Below are 16,091 nucleotides of genomic sequence, written 5' to 3'. Positions count from 1 at the left end.
ACGATGCAAACTCCAACATGATGATCGCGGCTCCCGTTGATCGCACGCCACCGGCACGGTGGCCGGGGGGCCTCGCACCTGCCGGGCTCTCTCGTCGTGTCATGGCATTTCCCTGTTATGGCACGTTCATTGAGACGTCAGCTACCATAAGCCTGCCCAGCTCCAATCGTTGCTTCGTCACGCGGAGTTGTGGTTGGCTCGCGCCAACTCGGAACTGCCTCGATACGGCTCAATAAGTGGCGCGGCCGCCCGAAACGTCAAACACGGCGGCCGTGGTGAACGAGCATTCCTCCGAGGCGATCCATGAGATCAGCGCCGCCACCTCCTCGACCTCGCCGAAGCGAGCCATCGGTATCTTGGACAGCATGAAGTCGATGTGCTCCTGGCTCATCTGCTTGAAGATCGCTGTGCGTACGGCGGCCGGCGTCACGCAATTGACCGTCACCTTGGTCTTGGCGAGCTCCTTGCCGAGCGACTTGGTCAGGCCGATCACCGCCGCCTTCGACGTGCTGTAGGCGGAAGCGTTGGGATTGCCTTCCTTGCCGGCGATCGAGGCAATGTTGACGATGCGGCCATAGTTGCGCTCGAGCATGTGCGGCACCAACGCCTTGTTGCAGTAGAAGACGCCGTTGAGGTTGATGTCGATGACCCTTTGCCAGTCCTCGGCCGAATAGGACCAGGTCGTCATGTTCGGCCCGGTGATGGCGGCGCTGGTGACCAGTATGTCGACGCCGCCGAGGGCTTCGATACTCGATTGTGCGGCGGCCTCCACACTTGCCGCATCCGCAACGTCCATCATCACCCCATGCAAGCCGGGAATAACGGCTTTCGCCTGTTCGATCTGTGCGGGATCGCGATCCCAGACACTGACGCGCCCGCCTTCGTCGACGATCCTCTGCGCGACCGCCAGGCCGATGCCCGAAGCGCCGCCGGTAATCACCGCCGCGCGGCCGGCGAAGCGTCCCGCGAAATTCATTGGCATGTGATCCCCTCCCTGTCTATCCTGGCTGAAAGCCGATCTATGTGATGGCCTCCATTCGAGACTGTGAGGGTACCGCCAGCCGAGTTCAAGTCGGTATGCGGTCGGATCGTCTGGGCCAACACCGGCCGGATCATGGGATGTGATCTCTCGGCGATCGCCGCGCTGTAAGACAAGGTGACCGGATTTGCCATTGAGCATGGGGTGCGATAGGTTATATTGCACTGCACAATGGAGACGCCGTTTCTTGCACGCCCTTGTTTGCGGATATGCCGGCTGGTTTGCGACCTGCCGGTCCCGGGTCGTGTCGACGGGACCCTTTAGATGAAAATTCCCAAATCCCTGATCGTCGACCCCGAAAAGAATTCGGTCTATGGCAGCTTTGCCGTTGCCGTCTCGATCTGGGCGTTCTCCTATTCCGTCATTTTCGGCCAGGTGCTGATCCTGGCCTATTATGCCGTCTGGCTTCCGCTCATCCTGGTCGACTACCGCCGGTTCCTGCGGCAACTGTCCAGTGCCTGGCTGCCGCTGCTCTTCGTGGCCTATGTCTGCTTCTCCGTGTTCTGGTCGCAGGCGCCCGGCGTCACCGCCAGAACGGCGGTCCAGTACTTTTCGCATATCGCCTGCGCCTATGTCGCGGCGCGCACCGTCAGCGTGCGCACCCTGACGATAGGCGCCCTGGTCGGTATATTCTTCGTCCTGGTCTATTCCCTGAAGGTCGGTGGCTATTCCGAGGACGTGCTCGACGGTACCTATAATTTCGTCGGCGCCTTCGCCTCCAAGAACCAGATCGGTTTTGTCGGCTCGCTCGGCATCTATTTCTCCGTCGTGTTCCTTGCTTTTCTGCGGCGTGGCCGGCTGAGCTTCATGCTGACCGTGCCAGTCGTGCTTTTGTCGGCCTATGTGCTGGTCGTCTCGCATTCCGCCACCTCGATGGCCTCGATACCGGCCGTCCTGGCACTTATTGCGCTTCTTGCGATGAGCAAGCTTTTGTCGCGGCGTTATCGCCGGGTGATCTTCCTGATCGGCGCCGGCATGATCGTCGTGGTGGCTATTGTCGCCCTCAATCTCGGGCTCATGGATTTCGTGCTTGGCATCTTCGGCAAGGATTCGACGCTCACAGGGCGGACCTATCTGTGGGAGCAGGGCTGGGACGCCGCGCAGCGCTCGCCGATTCTCGGCGTCGGCTATGCCGCCTATTGGGTGCAGGGTTTTGCCGAGCCCGAGCGGCTTTGGAACGAATTCTACATCGCCAGCCGTACCGGCTTCCACTTCCACAACACCTATGTCGAGGCCCTTGTCGAACTCGGCTTCACCGGGGCGGTGCTGATATCGCTGATCTTGCTGCGCACGCTCTATGGCCACGTCGCAGCGGTGATCTTCAAGAGGTGGCAAGCCGAATCGGTGGTTCTCTTCGGCGTGATGGTATTGCTGCTCATCCGTTCCTTCGTCGAGGTCGAGACCCTCAACCCTTACATCATGGGCTCCTTCCTGATGTATTTCAGCTACTTCAAGCTGGCGCGGCTGCCTGTTACCCGCACGCGATGGTCCCCCGCCATCGAGCCGGCGAATGCGAAGGGCGGAGAGGCAACCTGGCCTCACCGTCCCGCGGCGGCCGAGTAACGATGAGGGTCCGCTAGAGCCGTTCCAGGAAAAGTGCGTAGCGGCTTTCCGTCCGGCGCCAATGCATGTCGCGCAAAAGTGACCTCGGTTTTGCGACAACGGCATGCATCAAGCAACGGCCTAAAGCGCGCCGCATGAATCCGTTTCGACGCGACGCGCTTTAGGTAAAGCTGGAGCGGGTCAGAGCCATTCCAGGAAAAGAACGTGAGACGGTTCTCCACCCGGTGTCGCGTCAACAGTCGTTCTGGTTTCCCGGTGTAGGAAATCCTGCCAGCAAAAACCTCCGCCCGGCAGGCCAGGCGGAGGTTCAAAGTCTTTGCGTTATGGATCGAACGCGACGGGCCGCGCGAACTTCCGCTTTCCTACTGGCTGGCCAGCGGTGCCAGCTTGATCTTGATCACATCGCCAGGCAGCACCGGTGTGTCTTCCTTGGCGGCGATTTCGCTGGTCTTGCCGTCGACATTGCGCACCAGCGAATAGAGCAAGCTAGGCTGCTGGTCGTTGGTGATGGCGGCCGTCGTCGCCGGATCCGTGGCCTGGGTTATCAGGCCTTTTTGCATGTTCACCTTCAGCGCGGCCTCGTTCAGGTCGGCTTCGGTCTGCTGCCGGTCGACGGCAAGCTTCGAGCTCAAGGTGTTCTGGGCGTCGATGGCGTCCTGCGTCGCCTTGCTGATAGCCTGCTTGGCGGTGAGGATGGCCGTCTCATAATCCAGGATCTTGCCCTGCAGGTCGGTGACGGACTGCTGAGAATCCAGAAGTCTCGAATTGGCGACCAGGCCCTTCTGGGCAAGCGGACCGATGCTGGTCAGCTGTTGCTGCGCCAGGTCGACCTGCTTCTGCTGGTTGACGATCTTCTTCTGCAGCGATTCGATTTCGGCCTGCAGCACACCCTTGAGATCGTCCAGCGCCTCGAGCTTCAGCTTCAGCGCCTTCTGGTCGGCGGTCAGGATCGTCATCTCGTCATTGACGATGGTCGGTAGCCGCGGATCGCCCTCGACCTCCTTCGGCGCTTCGAAGCTCGTCTTGCCAGCCATATCGGCGTCGATGCGGGCGCGCTTGACGATCAGTCGCACGCGCAGGTCGTCGGAGATATCGAAATTGCCCTTGGCTGTGACCAGGTCCTTGCCGAGCTGGGGACCGTAGTCGGCGTTGCGCCTGATGCCGCCGGCGACGCTGATCGCCTTCAGCACCGTAAGGTCGGGCACATAGGGAAATTGGCCGGGGTTCTGCACTTCGCCCGAAATGTAAAACGGCCGGAATTGTGCCATTTCGACCGAGGCTTCGGGCTTGTCCGACAAAGCGAGCTTGTGCTGCAGCGCCTCGCCGATCGCCGCGGCGATCTCCGCCGTGGTCTTGCCGGCCGCCGGCAGTTCGCCGACGAAAGGCACCGACAGCGTGCCGGCCGGACCGACCGTGTATTGGCCATTGACCGACGACCAGTCGCGGAACGCGCTTTCGACGGTCTGCCATTCGGCAATGCGGATGGTGAGCTTGTCCTGGGAACCCAGACGGTAATCGTCGGCGGCGGCCAGCTGGGGGAAAGCGAGCGACATCGCAAGGCACGTCGCCACGAGCCGCGAGCGGCCAGAAAATGGGCCGCTGCCAAAGGCTTCCAACATGTCTATCTTCAACTGAACATTCCGATCCGTTTTAGCCCCACCGCCCGATGAGCTTGCCGCCGGATGCCTGGGTCAGGCCGGCCGATCAATAAGAGCCGCGTGACATCCAGACGGCCGGTACGGTCCTGATGATGATGCGAACGTCCTCGAACAGCGACCAGTTCTCGACATAGTGGCGATCGAACGCGACGCGGCTGTCATAGGAAACGTCGTTGCGGCCGCTGACCTGCCACAGGCCGGTCAGGCCGGGCCGGGACTTCAGATAATAGACGGCCGCGCTGCCGTAGATTTCCAGTTCGTCACGGACCACCGGGCGAGGCCCGACCAGGCTCATGTCGCCCTGAAGGATGTTGATGATCTGCGGCAACTCATCGAGGCTGAGCTTGCGCAGGACCGCTCCGACGCGGGTGACGCGTGGGTCGTTCTTCAGCTTGCGGGTCGCTATCCATTCTGCATTGGCCTCTGGATTGGTCGCAAGATAGGCAGCCAGCACCTTGTCGCCGTTCGGCACCATGGTGCGGAACTTGAGGCAGGAGAACAGCCGTCCGCCGCGCCCTATTCGGCGGTGACCGTAGAAAATCGACCCGCCATCGGAGAACTTGACGAGCAACGCTATCATGATGAACAGCGGGCTGAGCGCGATCAGCCCAGCCAGCGAGCCGGCGATGTCGAAGCTCCGCTTGATGAGGCCGCCGATCGGCGGCGGAAAGTCGGTGTTGGCCTGCGAAAAGTCCGCCGTGGCCGACTTGGCAATATCCCTCATACGGAAACTCCATGCGTTGAACGAATGGTTTACCGCACGATACCAAAAAAATGCTGCAGCGCAACACACAATTTCCAACCCCCTTGAAATAGTCGCGTCATGAATTGACTAAATAATAAGCTCGCCCTGCACAAATTTCGAAATCTTTAGCACATTTGTGACAATAAATGGGCAAGGATAAAAAAATCAGGACATTTTTGAGGCGATTCCTAGGCGACGCGTTCTCGGGGTGAGGGCCTGGAGCATGTCAGTGCTTTAGGAAGATGCCATATTCGAAACTATTCACCTAAAATACTGCTTAATATTATAGATTGTACTCGCAGCTTATGGTGGCTGCAGGTTGAGTGAATTGCGATCGTGTGCGTTGCAGCATGGCAGAGTCGAAGGCGTAAGCTCAATCAAAAATATGTGCGGTTGCCCTTGCCGCCTTCTGCTCGCCTTAATAGAATTGCAAATTATACCTGTCATAGTGACGACAGGTTGAAAGGCCGGAAGCAACCGGTCGGCGGCGGGTGACTCAACAAGCCCGCATGACAAGGGACGGCGCTCGGGTGGGGCTATCGTTGGATATGACCCGAGCCGGTTTATGGGCTATTGGGTATGTCGCTTCCAAAATTCATCGTTGGGATGCTCTTCGCGCTCGCGATCGTCGTTGCCTGGTCCTGGCTAGGTGGGGCTTCGCTTGGCACGACACTGATGCGCATCATCATCTGCGCCGTGGTCATCCAGGCCGGTTATTTCGCGGTTGTTTATGCCATGATCGCCAGTAGCGCGCCGACACCAGCCGACAGGCTGCGCGAAGCCGAGAGAAAGCAGAACTCCCCCGAAGTGCCCAAGGGCGAGAAACTTGGCAGCGCCCGGCGGGGCCTGCATTAGATCCCACGGGGATATCACCGTCCTCAGGCCACATCGGCGGGTTCAGTCTCCGACTGTTCTCCCGACAGCATCCGGGACAGCCGGCTCCCCGGCTTCGCCTTCAGCCGCTGATATTGCCCGACTTCCACGATACGGCCCCCTTCCATTGCCACCACCCAGTCGGCGAAGGCGATCATCGATGGCCGGTGCGCGATGGTCAGGATCGTCATCGCGCCGCGCAGGCCGTCGATCGACTGGGCGATAAGCGACTGGTTCTGCCAGTCGAGCGCGCTTGTTGCCTCATCCAGGATGAGCAGCGAGGGTTTGCGCAGCAGCGCGCGCGCCAGCGCGACGCGCTGACGCTCGCCGCCCGAGAGGCGTACGCCGCGGTCGCCGACCACCGTCTCCAGTCCCCGGTCGAGCCGTTCGACGAATTCGCCGGCGTGCGCGGCGCGCAGTGCCGTCCACAATTCGTCGTTGCCGGCCTGCGGGGCGGCAAGCCGCAGGTTCGCCGCGATCGTGTCATGCAGCAGGAACACGTCCTGCGGCACATAGGCAACCCGATCGCGCCAGCGGCGGCGATTGCCGGCATCGATCTCGACGCCATCGACGAGGATCTTGCCGGCGGTCGGCTCGAGCAGCCCGAGCAGCATGTCGGCGATCGTGCTCTTGCCTGATCCGGACGGGCCGATCAGAGCGGTGACCTTGCCGGCCGGGAGGCCGAAGGTGATGTCGCTCACCACCGCCTTGCCGGCGCCGTCGTCATAGGCGAAGGAGACATCACGAATGTTCAGCCCCGTATCGAGCGACAGCTTGCGGGCTTCCCTGGGTTCGATATGGCCCGGTTCGCGCTCGGCGTCGAAACGTGCCTGCAGGCTACGCATTGCTGTGTAGGCGGGCAGGTTGATCAGCAGCTGCTGGGCCTGCGTCTGCATGTCCATGAAGCGCGGCGCGATTCGCATGAAGACCAGGAGCAGCACGACGATCTCGGCCAGCGACAGGTGGAAGCGGACCAGCGCCACGTAGATGAAGACGCTCAAGCCCACGACGCTCGCCACCTGGAACACGGCGGTGCCGATCGAAGAATTGCGGACATAGGCGATGTTGTCGGCCTTCATCTTTTCGAGCGTGGCCTGCAGCTGCGCGAAATAGCTGGCCTCGACATTCAGGCTCTTGGCCACCTTGATGCCGCCGAGAAATTCCGAGACCGTGCGGTACTGATCCTGGCGATTGGTCGTCAGGATCCGGCCGAAAGCGGTGGCGCGCGAGCGGAACGGCTGCAGCGCTATGAACATCACGATGCCGATGACGACGGCAAACGCCGTCATGACCGGCGAAATGAACATGGAAATCACGAGATAGCCCGCCAGCAGCACGGCGATCTGCACCAGCATCAGCAGGGAAAAGGCCGCCCCCTGGACGCGGTCTATGTCACCGGTCAGGGCATGGTCGAGATCGGAGCCGCGCATGCGCGTGAACACGCCCCACCGCGCCTTGCCGATGCTCTCGAACAGGTTCATGCGCAAGCGGTTGATGAAATCGAAGAGCAGCCTTGCCATATAGACCGACTTGAAGCGGTTGAAGGCTGCCTGCACGGCAACAAGCCCGACAAGCGCACAGAGCACCGTGGTCAGCTGCAGCGTTCCGCCTGGCACCAGCCAGCGCACAAAATCAATGTTCGGCAGCCTGACCGCGAAATCCTGGTCGGCGCGCCCGACCAGATGCAGCAGCGGCACCAGCAGCAGGATGGAGATGCCTTCCGTCAGGCTGCCGAGGATCAGGAACAACAGCGCCGTCCAGGTTCGCCGCCCGCCGATCTGGGCAATGACGGCACCGAACGCCGCGACATCGCGAAACAGCGACAGGCTGAAGATCGATGACCTAGGCATCTCCAGCCAGTTCCTTCTCGATCAGCGCCACGGCCTCGCCGATCCTGTCGATGCCCGTCGGAACGTCCAGCCGGCACACGCCGACATGGTTAGCGATTGCTGAACAGTGGCGAAGATGCATCGCCGCGAAATCGCCGGAGAGTGCGGCGCGGCCAAACCGCGTCACGTAGGAGAATTTGATGATGGCCGGCAAGGCGGCGATGTGAGGCAAGGGGGTGATCCCAGCCCTTTCGCCGCGCTCGAGGATGTAAATCCTGGCCGCCGGCACCTTGTTGCCGGAGAAGGCGCCGTGCAGGCGATGCTGCATTTTCTCGATCGCGGGATGCACTTGCGGCCGCACTTGCGCCTGCCCAAGCGAGATCGCCGCCGCGGCATCGGCGGCAAGCTTGATCTGCGGAAACCCCGGAACGATCATCGGCTGGTTCGGGTCTGCCAGGTCGATCGCCACGACGTCGTCGGTAAGCAGGTCGTGTCCGGCCCGGACCAACGCGCTTGCCGTCGTCGATTTGCCGGCGCCCTTGTCGCCCATGAAGATGGCGCCCCTGCCGGTCACCGCAATGGCGCTGGCATGCAGAACCAACAGGCCGCGCTGGTGCAGAAGCAGCGCCAGCACCGGCCCCAGCAGCGGGAAGGCAAGCAAGGCGTCGTCGACGCCGGGCGCCGGCTGGACATCGATGCGGCGCGCGTCGCTGATCAGGAATGCGCCGACGGCCTCCCAGGCCAGATACTGCCGGCCGGGCTCGAAGCGGAAGACGGTCGCGGCCTCCGCCGAGGGCTTGGGCATGTCGATCGGGCCGATGGCGATCTCGATATCGGCCGCCGCTGGCTCCGCCGGCTCCAGTTCGGGCAGTGACACGTCGGATGCGATCATCAGGCCGTAGGCGCGGTAGTAACGTCGTTCTCCCGCGATCCCGCCGCGCTGGGCAAGATGGTCGAGATCGCCGCCGAACGGCTCATGGCGAGACATCATGCGGGGCTCCCGCCATGCTGGACCTGCCGCAGCCACAGCGACAGTGACGCCGAGCGCCAGACATACTGGACATCGAGCGGTGCCGCCTGGTCCGGCTGGCGCAGCAGCCGCGCATAGGCGGCGTTTACTTCAGGCAGGTTGACATAGGGCGCGATGCGACCCGCATCGCCTACCAGCAACTGCTCCAGCAGGTCGCGATGATTGCGCACCATGCCGTTGACGAGATTGGCGGTGAAATCGATCTTGTCGCGCCGCCACTGGACCGCCGCCGGCAGGATGCCCTGCATGGCCTGGCGCAACACGTAGCGGCCAAAGCCGTGACTGAGCTTCTGCTCGCCCGGCAGCCCTAGGCAGAATTCGACCAGCGACTTGTCCCAGAACGGATAACGCGGCTCGACGCCGAAATTGGCGGCGGCCTTGTCCAGAACCTCGAAAGAATGCGGGACATATCCGTTGGACAGGATCCAGCGGTGGCTGAGCGCGTCGCTGGCCTGGATGCTGGGCGGCATATAGCCGGCTCGGTGGAACCGGTCGATGAGCTCCGTTCGCCGGGCAAGGTCCGGATTGATCAGGTCGCGCCAGCTCCGGCCACGCTGCGATTTGGCAGGCCTGCGTATCCTGTTCAGGGCTCGGTTCCCCAGTTGCCTCAGCCTGGCGATGCGCCAGGCCGGTCCGTAAATGGTGAGAAACTGGAAATAGAGGCCGAGCGTGCTGCCGCCATAGGTGTTGGAGGCGCTGCGGACCTCGCGCCAGAGGTCCAGCCATCTGCCGCCATTGGCAAGCTCGTGCAGATGGCCATGTCCCTGCGAAACGACTTCGTCGCCGCCATGGCCGTCGAGCAGCACCTTGATGCCCTTGGCGCCCGCCGTCCGGTAGATGCCGCGGGTCAGCGTCAGGCCCGGCGCCAGGAAGGTGCCTTCCTGCTCCTCCAGTACCCGTTCGAACTCAGCGAAAGGCGCATAATTGCCGACAGGGATCAGCGTCGGATCGGCCTTCTGCTGATCCAGCACCGCATCGATGAAGGAGCGCTCGTCCATCGACGAACCCTTGTCGAAAACCAGTGAGAAGGTCGGCAGCTTCGGCTTGCGCCCGGCCGCATTTTGCAGCCCGGCCACGCAGGCGATCGAGGAGGAATCGAGGCCGCCGCTCAGCATCGCGCCGACCGACGGACTTCCCCGCATGCGATTTCGGACCGCTTGCGAGAACAGATGGGCGAATTCTTCCGCGGCATCAGACCGCGGCACTCGCTGCGATGGTTCGATCTGCCAATACCGGCGCAGCACCAGACGTTGCGCGCTGACGGTGAGGCTGTGACGCGCCGGCAGGGCGAAGATGTCGCTGTAGGGCGTGGATTGCGGGTCATCGGCAAGCCCGGCCAGGAATCCAGAAATCCGGTGCTCGCTAAGGCGCGCATCGACCCCGTCGAGGTCGAGCATTGGCCCGATCTCGGAGGCAAAGGCAAAGCGTCGCTCCGCGGCGTGGTAGTAGAATGGCTTGACCCCGAAATGGTCCCTCGCGCAGAACAAAAGTTGCCGCTCGGCATCCCAGACGGCAAAGGCGAAATCGCCTTGCAGATGCACGGGGCAGGCTTCACCCCAGCGCAGATAGGCCCGCATCAGCAATACCGCATCGGCGACTGAGCTGTCCCTGATACCGAGCCTGGCGAGCAACTCGTCGCGGTTGTCGAGCCGGCAGTCGGCGGTGATGGCCAGCTTGCCGCCGGCCATGGTCAGCGGGCCGGGGCCGGGTTCGTCGGTCGTGTTCAGCCAGGCGTGGCCAAGCGCGATGCCGCTGTCCAGCCACCATGAGCTTCCGTCTGGGCCACGATGGCGCATGCGCGCCAGCATCTGCTGGATGCCGCTCGCCGCTTCAGCCAGCGCGGGGCCCTGTCGCAGCAGGATTCCGGCCACGCCGCTCATCGGCTGCCGTGGTCGACCAGATGGGCGAAACCATCGACGGATCCGCCAAGCACGATGTGGTTGTCGCTGACTAGCCAGGCATGCGCCTTCAATTGCTCGCCCGTGCCGCGCTCGATGCCGATGCGGACATTCGAGGCATTGCCTTGGCGCGCCAGGAGGTATTGGCCCGAAAGCGCCTGGGTCAGGCATGTGGCGCCCGGCACGAACCGTGCGGCCGCTGCAACCCCCCAGGCGACAAGCCGCAACTCGCCCATGCTGGCACATTGGCGTGCGTTGAGCCGTGTCACCATCCCGCGGACGCGGTTGTAGGAGAACAATGTCAGCCCGAGCCGGACGGCCGCGACCACCAGCAGGCAGCGGCACAGGAAAACCGCTTCCGAGCCGCTCAAGGACAAAATCCTGGCCAGGCTCCGCCCGCCAGGCCGCTGCTTCATCGGCCGGGGATGTCCCTGTGTCACAGGTCTTTGCTGCGGAACCATGGCCATTTGCGACACCTGCCTAGACGAGGGCCTCATGCTCAAGCCTCGCAAGCCCGTTTTCCATCAAGCCTTTCAGCAATGCGTCGACGTCGGCCTTGCAGCGTTCGGCGTCGACATTGTAGCGAGCGAGAACCGCGCTGCGGATATCGGCGATCGATTTGGATTCCTGGATCAGTTCCCAGATGAAGGCCCCGACACCGTTGAGGCTGTAATAAATATTGGATTTCAGGTTGAGAAGCGCGAGGCCATTGCCGAATTCGCAAGCAACGGCGTCCTTGGTGGCCCTTACGCAATCGTGCTCGGAGGGGTTCCAGTTCATCCTAAAACCTCGTTTGCAACACACGGCCTACACGTCGTCGGTTCAAGGCGGAAAGTCGGGGATTTTCATCCCCGGCTCCATTTTGGTCTTGGATCCTGGAGGCCCAACGTCACTCCTCCAGCATCAGGCTGGTCTCAGGAGAAAGTCAGGTCGCCGATCGGGGTGTGCGCGGGAAACGACGCGTCGAGTGCCGTGCTGCCACCGCCGCCCTGCGTAATGGTTTCAATTGAACCATGTACCGTCAGGTTTGGCGTTTCATACTCATGCTTTTCAACATTCTGTTCCATTTTACTCTCCATTAGGACTTGAAACGGCCTGTCGATTGCCGTCAGCACTTTAATGCTGCATTGCAATAGCTGCACGGCAACATTTATGAGTCAAGCCTCATTTACCTTGCGTTAATCAATTATGGGTTGCGAACGTCACCCGGTATAAGAGACTCGCCTCTTTTGAGATAAAGCCGCATGCAATCGGCGCTTGCTGCTAGAAGCCCTGTAAATCTTTGATTCTACTGTTTTAACGGAAAATAACGCAGGCGATTGATTTTAGATGACACTAGACTATATCCCTCTTTGAACTGACCGCCGACGATAGCCCGGCGATCGCAAAATTTTGCACTGCGAAAGGAAAGGCTTTACGGCGCCGCGGTTTTTAAGGATGCTTTGCTTCGCAGTTGCAGCATAGCGCGACGCGCAAACCGTTTTTTGGAGACTGTGCGCTCAATGGCCTTGCCGGAAAGCTCTTATGAAAGATTGCGCGCCACGGACTGCGCCAATGAGATCGCCTATGTGCAGGCCTGCTTACGATTGTATTTCGCAGGAACGGCCGCCTCGGCGGGCGAGGTGTCGCCGCCTGGCCTTTCCGTCGCTGTCGTCGCCGATATCGCCAGGCTCAACAAGGTCGGTACCTTCGTTCTGAAGGCGCTGTCGCGTGCGCCGGCGAATGAGAGGCCGGCCGAGCTCTTCCAGTGGCTTGAAACCTATCGTAGAAGGACGGTTTCGATGAACGCCGCCTGCCTGATGGATTCGATGGCCATCAACGAGGCACTGCTCGACAGGCGGATTGATTTCGTCTTCCTGAAAGGGCCGTTCCAGCAGCATCTGCTTTACGACGATCACTTCATGAAGCCTGCGGGCGATGTCGACATCCTGGTCTCGCCGGCCGGGTTCTCGAAGGCACGCGAAGTGTTGCGCTCGATCGGCTACGAGGTGTCAGGCAAGTCACGTTCGGTCTGGTGGGTCCGCTTCCTCGGCGAACAGCACATGGTCCGCGGCAATGGGCCGAAATCATCCACGGTCGATCTTCATTACCGGCTTCAGCAGCCCGGCTCGCCCAGTCCCCGCGATGCCGACGGGTTCCTGCGGCGAAAACGGCTGGTCGAGATTACCGGCGCCGAAGTCCCCTTCACGTCAGCCGCCGACACTTTGATGCTGTCCTGCATCAGCGTCGCCAAGGCCCTGTTCAACCGCGAGCCCTGCGCCGGCTATGTCTGCGATATCAGGGCCAGCGCCAGCCGACTCGACGAGGCTGATCAGCAGCGTGTGCTCGATGCCGCGGTGACCCAGGGACTGGAAGACACCTTGCTGCTCGGCCTGCGCGCCGCCGATGTGCTGCTGGGCGGCACCGGCACGCTTCTGTCGGAGCGAGCCAAGCCGATCCTGTCGCGCATCGGCAATGAGGATCTGCTCAACATGGTCATTGCGCCATGGCTGTTGTCGCTGCGCTGGCCGCAACGGCGGACGGTGTTGTGGGAATTGTGCGGGCGGGCTCCCGTCCGCTATCTGGCCGAGGTTGGCTGGGCCGCGTCGGCGGACATCAGCCGCCGCATCTTCGAACGGCCGGCCAGTCCATGATGGCAGTGGGTATCGAACGGGTACAGGGCGAGGGCAGAACGGAACCTGTGCAAGAGGCAAATTCCATGTCGATGACGAAATCCCAGGTCTGCGTGATCATCGCGGCCAAGAACGCGGCGCGCACCATCGCGGTCGCCATCGGATCCGCGCTGCGCGAACCGGAAGTGGCGGAGGTCGTCGTCGTCGACGACGGCTCTACCGACACTACGGCCGAGGTCGCCCACTCCGCCGATGATGGCAGCGGTCGGCTTACCGTCATGCGCCTCGACGTCAACCGCGGCCCGTCCTTTGCCCGCAATGCCGCGATCGCCCGCTCACGAGCGCCGTTCGTCAGCATTCTGGACGCCGACGATTTCTTCCTCGAGGGCCGGTTTCGCAACTTGTTTGCCGGCGCCGACTGGGATTTCGCCGCCGACAACATCATGCTTATCAGAGATGACGCGACCGGTGACGCGACCAAAATCGTCGCCCCGGATTTTGCCGCCGATCCGGAATTCCTGGATTTCGAAAGCTTCGTGGAAGGCAACATCTCCAGACGCCGGGTGCAAAGAGGTGAACTCGGCTTCTTGAAGCCCGTGATCAGCCGTGCCTTCCTCGACCGCCACGGATTGCGCTACGACGAAAGCCTGCGACTGGGCGAGGACTATGAGCTTTACGCGCGGGCGGTCGCCCACGGGGCACGGTTCAAGGTCATCCGCTCCTGCGGTTACGGCGCCATCGTGCGCGCCGATTCGCTCAGTGGCCGCCACAAGACGCAGGACCTGAAGCGGCTGGCCGATGCCGATCTGGCGCTGCTGGCCATCGACAGCCTGCCGGAAGGGTCCAAGGCGGTACTGCGGCGGCACGAGCGGCATGTGCGCGACAAATACCGGCTGCGCAATTTCCTCGATGTGAAGGCCGAGCGGGGCCTGGCTTCGGCCGCGGCCTACGCCTTCGCAAGCCAATCCAACCTCATTCCTATCGTCCAGGGGGTGGCATCCGACAAGCTCGAGGCGCTGTTTCGCAGTGTTGGCCTCGTGTCCAGGAACAAGCGCGTACCGACGCTGCGGTTCCTGATGGACGGAACCAGCACGGGCAAGGGACGGTAAGGCGCGGGACCGTCCGGTGCTGCCTGCCGCCCGGGAGCGTGCCACGCAAACCATTTCGATCGGATTTATGAGTTTACGAATTGGGTGGTTGCCTCGCGGCTCCGGGGATGGCAGTCTATGTTGCGGTGCAGCAAATTGAACGGCCAGCCGAATTGGCCCCCGGTCGGACTGGTCCGAAGTCTCTCTTCTTCGGCGAAGTGGACGCGGTACGAGTTTTTCAGCCCCGGTTGCGGGGATCGGCCAGTGGCCCGGCCGGAAGCCGGCCCAGAAAGCCGGCGATGACGGGAATTTAAGCTCATGGCCTCGATATTCGGCTTCAGATCAAGGGATCCTATCCGCGACAGGCAGACAGACGTTGCGCGTCTCGACCGGCTGGCGAAGCTGTTCGAGCAGGTCGCGGCTGAAATCGACGCCGAGAAAACCAGCCTGGAGAGCCGCTACCGTAAGGAGGCGACCAACGCGGCCTTCCCAGTCGAAGCCGTGGAAAACGGTTCCGCCTCCGACCGCCGCGCGTCCGAGGTCAGTGCGCTGACGCAGTCGATCTTGAACAGCGAGCGCCGCATCGCGGCATTGTCGCGCCAGGGCGGCATGATGCGCGAGCTCCGTCATTCGCTGGATGTGGTCTTCGACGAGAACGCGGCCACCGATTCGCCGGCCACGGTCGCATCGGCCTGGCGGGCAGGAGCCGGCCGGGGGTGAAGACGGCGGCGCGGGACCGTTACGACGGAGGTGATGCAAGACTGGAGGAAGTCGGGAGGGTGATTGAAGAGGTCAAGGTTGGCCCGTTTGGAAGCGGTTCAAACGTCGACTTTGGGTTGGGGACGCACAGCGCAAAGGTGAGTTTGTCATGAATTCGGATCCCAAAATCATGTCCACGACAGCAATTGACGCCCCCATGCATTTCGGCTGGCGGTCCGGCCTGGCAGTCGCTTTGCTACTCGCCGCTCTTGGCAGCCTGCCGGCAACCCCGTCTCATGCGCAGGATGTCCAGTCCGCGCCCTCTTTCGTCGACGACTTCAAGAGTTTCGACCGCGAGCGCTGGTACGTTTCAGATGGCTGGACAAACGGCAGCCATCAGAATTGCACCTGGTCGAAAGGCCTGGTCCAGCTTTCCGACGGCGTTCTTTCGCTCGGTTTCGCGAAGCAGAAGACCAAAGATCGTGAGTTCGCCTGCGGTGAGATACAGACCAAGCAGCGCTTCGGCTATGGTACCTATGAGGCGCGAATGAAAACCGATACAGGCGCCGGCCTCAATGCGGCCTTCTTTTCCTATATCGGCCCGTCCGACAAGCAGCCCTGGGACGAGATCGATTTCGAGGTCCTCACCAAGGACACGTCCAAGGTGCAGGTCAACGCCTATATCGCCGGCAAGGGCAAGAACGAGAAGCTGGTCGACGTGCCCGGTGGCACCGACAGTGCCTTCAACGACTACGCCTTCGTCTGGGAGAAGGATAGTCTTCGCTGGTACCTCAACGGCCAGCTTGTGAACACCATCACCGATCCTGCGAAGCTGCCCAGCCATGCGCAGAGGATTTTCTTCAGCTTTTGGGGCAGCGACACGATGAAGGGCTGGATGGGAGCGTTCGCCGATCCGGGCCGCAAGCTTTCGCTGCAGGTCCAACGTGTCGCCTTCACCGCGCTCGGCCAGCCCTGCCAATTTCCGGAATCGCTGGTGTGCGGTATAAAGGAGTTGGGAAAGACGAATTGAACCGGCAGGGTCGAGAAGAGGCCCGCT

General features: G+C 61.9%; 15 protein-coding genes. 6 read left to right on the top strand and 9 right to left on the bottom strand.

What is annotated here, in order from left to right; translation table 11 throughout:
* Positions 1–229 precede the first annotated feature (229 nt).
* Positions 230–982, bottom strand: a complete 753-nt coding sequence (locus O7A60_RS00275) for an SDR family NAD(P)-dependent oxidoreductase (protein ID WP_337104501.1) — start codon at positions 980–982, stop codon at positions 230–232.
* A gap of 321 nt (positions 983–1,303) precedes the next feature.
* Here O7A60_RS00275 and O7A60_RS00270 point away from each other — a divergent pair, with 321 nt between their 5' ends.
* Positions 1,304–2,602, top strand: a complete 1,299-nt coding sequence (locus O7A60_RS00270) for an O-antigen ligase family protein (RefSeq protein WP_140506663.1) — start codon at positions 1,304–1,306, stop codon at positions 2,600–2,602.
* Between the two features lie 362 nt (positions 2,603–2,964).
* Here the strand turns inward: O7A60_RS00270 and O7A60_RS00265 are convergent, their stop codons facing one another.
* The gene (locus tag O7A60_RS00265) at positions 2,965–4,221 is read right to left on the bottom strand and encodes a polysaccharide biosynthesis/export family protein (protein ID WP_181165857.1); all 1,257 of its coding nucleotides are present in this window, start codon (positions 4,219–4,221) and stop codon (positions 2,965–2,967) included.
* Positions 4,222–4,306: 85 nt separating this feature from the next.
* Positions 4,307–4,984: a sugar transferase gene (locus O7A60_RS00260; protein WP_337104500.1), complete on the bottom strand. Its 678-nt coding sequence runs from the start codon at positions 4,982–4,984 to the stop codon at positions 4,307–4,309.
* A 600-nt stretch (positions 4,985–5,584) separates the two neighbouring features.
* Between O7A60_RS00260 and O7A60_RS00255 the strand changes: the two genes are divergently transcribed.
* Positions 5,585–5,860: an exopolysaccharide production repressor exox gene (locus O7A60_RS00255; protein WP_337104499.1), complete on the top strand. Its 276-nt coding sequence runs from the start codon at positions 5,585–5,587 to the stop codon at positions 5,858–5,860.
* A gap of 23 nt (positions 5,861–5,883) precedes the next feature.
* Here O7A60_RS00255 and O7A60_RS00250 read toward each other — a convergent pair whose 3' ends face one another.
* The 6 genes from O7A60_RS00250 to O7A60_RS00225 form a co-directional block, all read right to left on the bottom strand.
* The gene (locus O7A60_RS00250; protein WP_337104498.1) at positions 5,884–7,728 is read right to left on the bottom strand and encodes an ABC transporter ATP-binding protein; all 1,845 of its coding nucleotides are present in this window, start codon (positions 7,726–7,728) and stop codon (positions 5,884–5,886) included.
* Complete coding sequence (locus tag O7A60_RS00245; protein WP_337104497.1) at positions 7,721–8,698, bottom strand: serine kinase; 978 nt, start codon at positions 8,696–8,698, stop codon at positions 7,721–7,723. The genes O7A60_RS00250 and O7A60_RS00245 overlap by 8 nt, the downstream gene beginning before the upstream one ends.
* Entirely contained in the window at positions 8,695–10,617 is a 1,923-nt protein-coding gene (locus O7A60_RS00240; RefSeq protein ID WP_337104496.1) for a lasso peptide isopeptide bond-forming cyclase, read from the bottom strand. The genes O7A60_RS00245 and O7A60_RS00240 overlap by 4 nt, the downstream gene beginning before the upstream one ends.
* On the bottom strand, positions 10,614–11,006 hold the full coding sequence (locus tag O7A60_RS00235) for a lasso peptide biosynthesis B2 protein (RefSeq protein ID WP_337104495.1): 393 nt from the start codon (positions 11,004–11,006) through the stop codon (positions 10,614–10,616). Before O7A60_RS00235 ends, O7A60_RS00240 begins: the two co-directional genes overlap by 4 nt.
* 109 nt (positions 11,007–11,115) lie before the next feature.
* The gene (locus O7A60_RS00230) at positions 11,116–11,415 is read right to left on the bottom strand and encodes a PqqD family protein (protein WP_337104494.1); all 300 of its coding nucleotides are present in this window, start codon (positions 11,413–11,415) and stop codon (positions 11,116–11,118) included.
* A 134-nt stretch (positions 11,416–11,549) separates the two neighbouring features.
* Positions 11,550–11,702 carry a lasso peptide gene (locus tag O7A60_RS00225; protein ID WP_084636520.1) on the bottom strand — a complete coding sequence of 51 codons (153 nt, stop codon included), beginning with the start codon at positions 11,700–11,702 and terminating at the stop codon, positions 11,550–11,552.
* Between the two features lie 435 nt (positions 11,703–12,137).
* Here O7A60_RS00225 and O7A60_RS00220 point away from each other — a divergent pair, with 435 nt between their 5' ends.
* From O7A60_RS00220 to exoK, 4 genes are all read left to right on the top strand, one after another.
* Positions 12,138–13,268: a nucleotidyltransferase family protein gene (locus O7A60_RS00220; RefSeq protein WP_337104493.1), complete on the top strand. Its 1,131-nt coding sequence runs from the start codon at positions 12,138–12,140 to the stop codon at positions 13,266–13,268.
* 65 nt (positions 13,269–13,333) lie between these two features.
* Positions 13,334–14,356 (top strand): glycosyltransferase family 2 protein, encoded by a 1,023-nt coding sequence (locus O7A60_RS00215; protein ID WP_337104492.1) that lies wholly within the window; start codon positions 13,334–13,336, stop codon positions 14,354–14,356.
* A 297-nt stretch (positions 14,357–14,653) separates the two neighbouring features.
* Positions 14,654–15,055: a hypothetical protein gene (locus O7A60_RS00210; protein WP_140746145.1), complete on the top strand. Its 402-nt coding sequence runs from the start codon at positions 14,654–14,656 to the stop codon at positions 15,053–15,055.
* Positions 15,056–15,203: 148 nt separating this feature from the next.
* Positions 15,204–16,064 (top strand): endo-1,3-1,4-beta-glycanase ExoK, encoded by an 861-nt coding sequence (gene exoK, locus O7A60_RS00205; protein ID WP_337104491.1) that lies wholly within the window; start codon positions 15,204–15,206, stop codon positions 16,062–16,064.
* Positions 16,065–16,091: the final 27 nt, after the last annotated feature.

It is taken from the genome of Mesorhizobium salmacidum (SeqCode) (assembly GCF_037179605.1).
Taxonomy (GTDB): domain Bacteria; phylum Pseudomonadota; class Alphaproteobacteria; order Rhizobiales; family Rhizobiaceae; genus Mesorhizobium; species Mesorhizobium salmacidum.
The sequence above is the reverse complement of the archived record's forward strand: the minus strand, read 5'-3'. Positions and strand labels throughout refer to the sequence as shown.

Coding starts and splice junctions, on each gene's coding strand:
- O7A60_RS00275 (WP_337104501.1), bottom strand. CDS start 982: ATGCCAATGAATTTCGCGGGACGCTTCGCCGGCCGCGCGGCGGTGATT.
- O7A60_RS00270 (WP_140506663.1), top strand. CDS start 1,304: ATGAAAATTCCCAAATCCCTGATCGTCGACCCCGAAAAGAATTCGGTC.
- O7A60_RS00265 (WP_181165857.1), bottom strand. CDS start 4,221: ATGTTGGAAGCCTTTGGCAGCGGCCCATTTTCTGGCCGCTCGCGGCTC.
- O7A60_RS00260 (WP_337104500.1), bottom strand. CDS start 4,984: ATGAGGGATATTGCCAAGTCGGCCACGGCGGACTTTTCGCAGGCCAAC.
- O7A60_RS00255 (WP_337104499.1), top strand. CDS start 5,585: ATGTCGCTTCCAAAATTCATCGTTGGGATGCTCTTCGCGCTCGCGATC.
- O7A60_RS00250 (WP_337104498.1), bottom strand. CDS start 7,728: ATGCCTAGGTCATCGATCTTCAGCCTGTCGCTGTTTCGCGATGTCGCG.
- O7A60_RS00245 (WP_337104497.1), bottom strand. CDS start 8,698: ATGATGTCTCGCCATGAGCCGTTCGGCGGCGATCTCGACCATCTTGCC.
- O7A60_RS00240 (WP_337104496.1), bottom strand. CDS start 10,617: ATGAGCGGCGTGGCCGGAATCCTGCTGCGACAGGGCCCCGCGCTGGCT.
- O7A60_RS00230 (WP_337104494.1), bottom strand. CDS start 11,415: ATGAACTGGAACCCCTCCGAGCACGATTGCGTAAGGGCCACCAAGGAC.
- O7A60_RS00225 (WP_084636520.1), bottom strand. CDS start 11,702: ATGGAACAGAATGTTGAAAAGCATGAGTATGAAACGCCAAACCTGACG.
- O7A60_RS00220 (WP_337104493.1), top strand. CDS start 12,138: ATGGCCTTGCCGGAAAGCTCTTATGAAAGATTGCGCGCCACGGACTGC.
- O7A60_RS00215 (WP_337104492.1), top strand. CDS start 13,334: ATGTCGATGACGAAATCCCAGGTCTGCGTGATCATCGCGGCCAAGAAC.
- O7A60_RS00210 (WP_140746145.1), top strand. CDS start 14,654: ATGGCCTCGATATTCGGCTTCAGATCAAGGGATCCTATCCGCGACAGG.
- exoK (WP_337104491.1), top strand. CDS start 15,204: ATGAATTCGGATCCCAAAATCATGTCCACGACAGCAATTGACGCCCCC.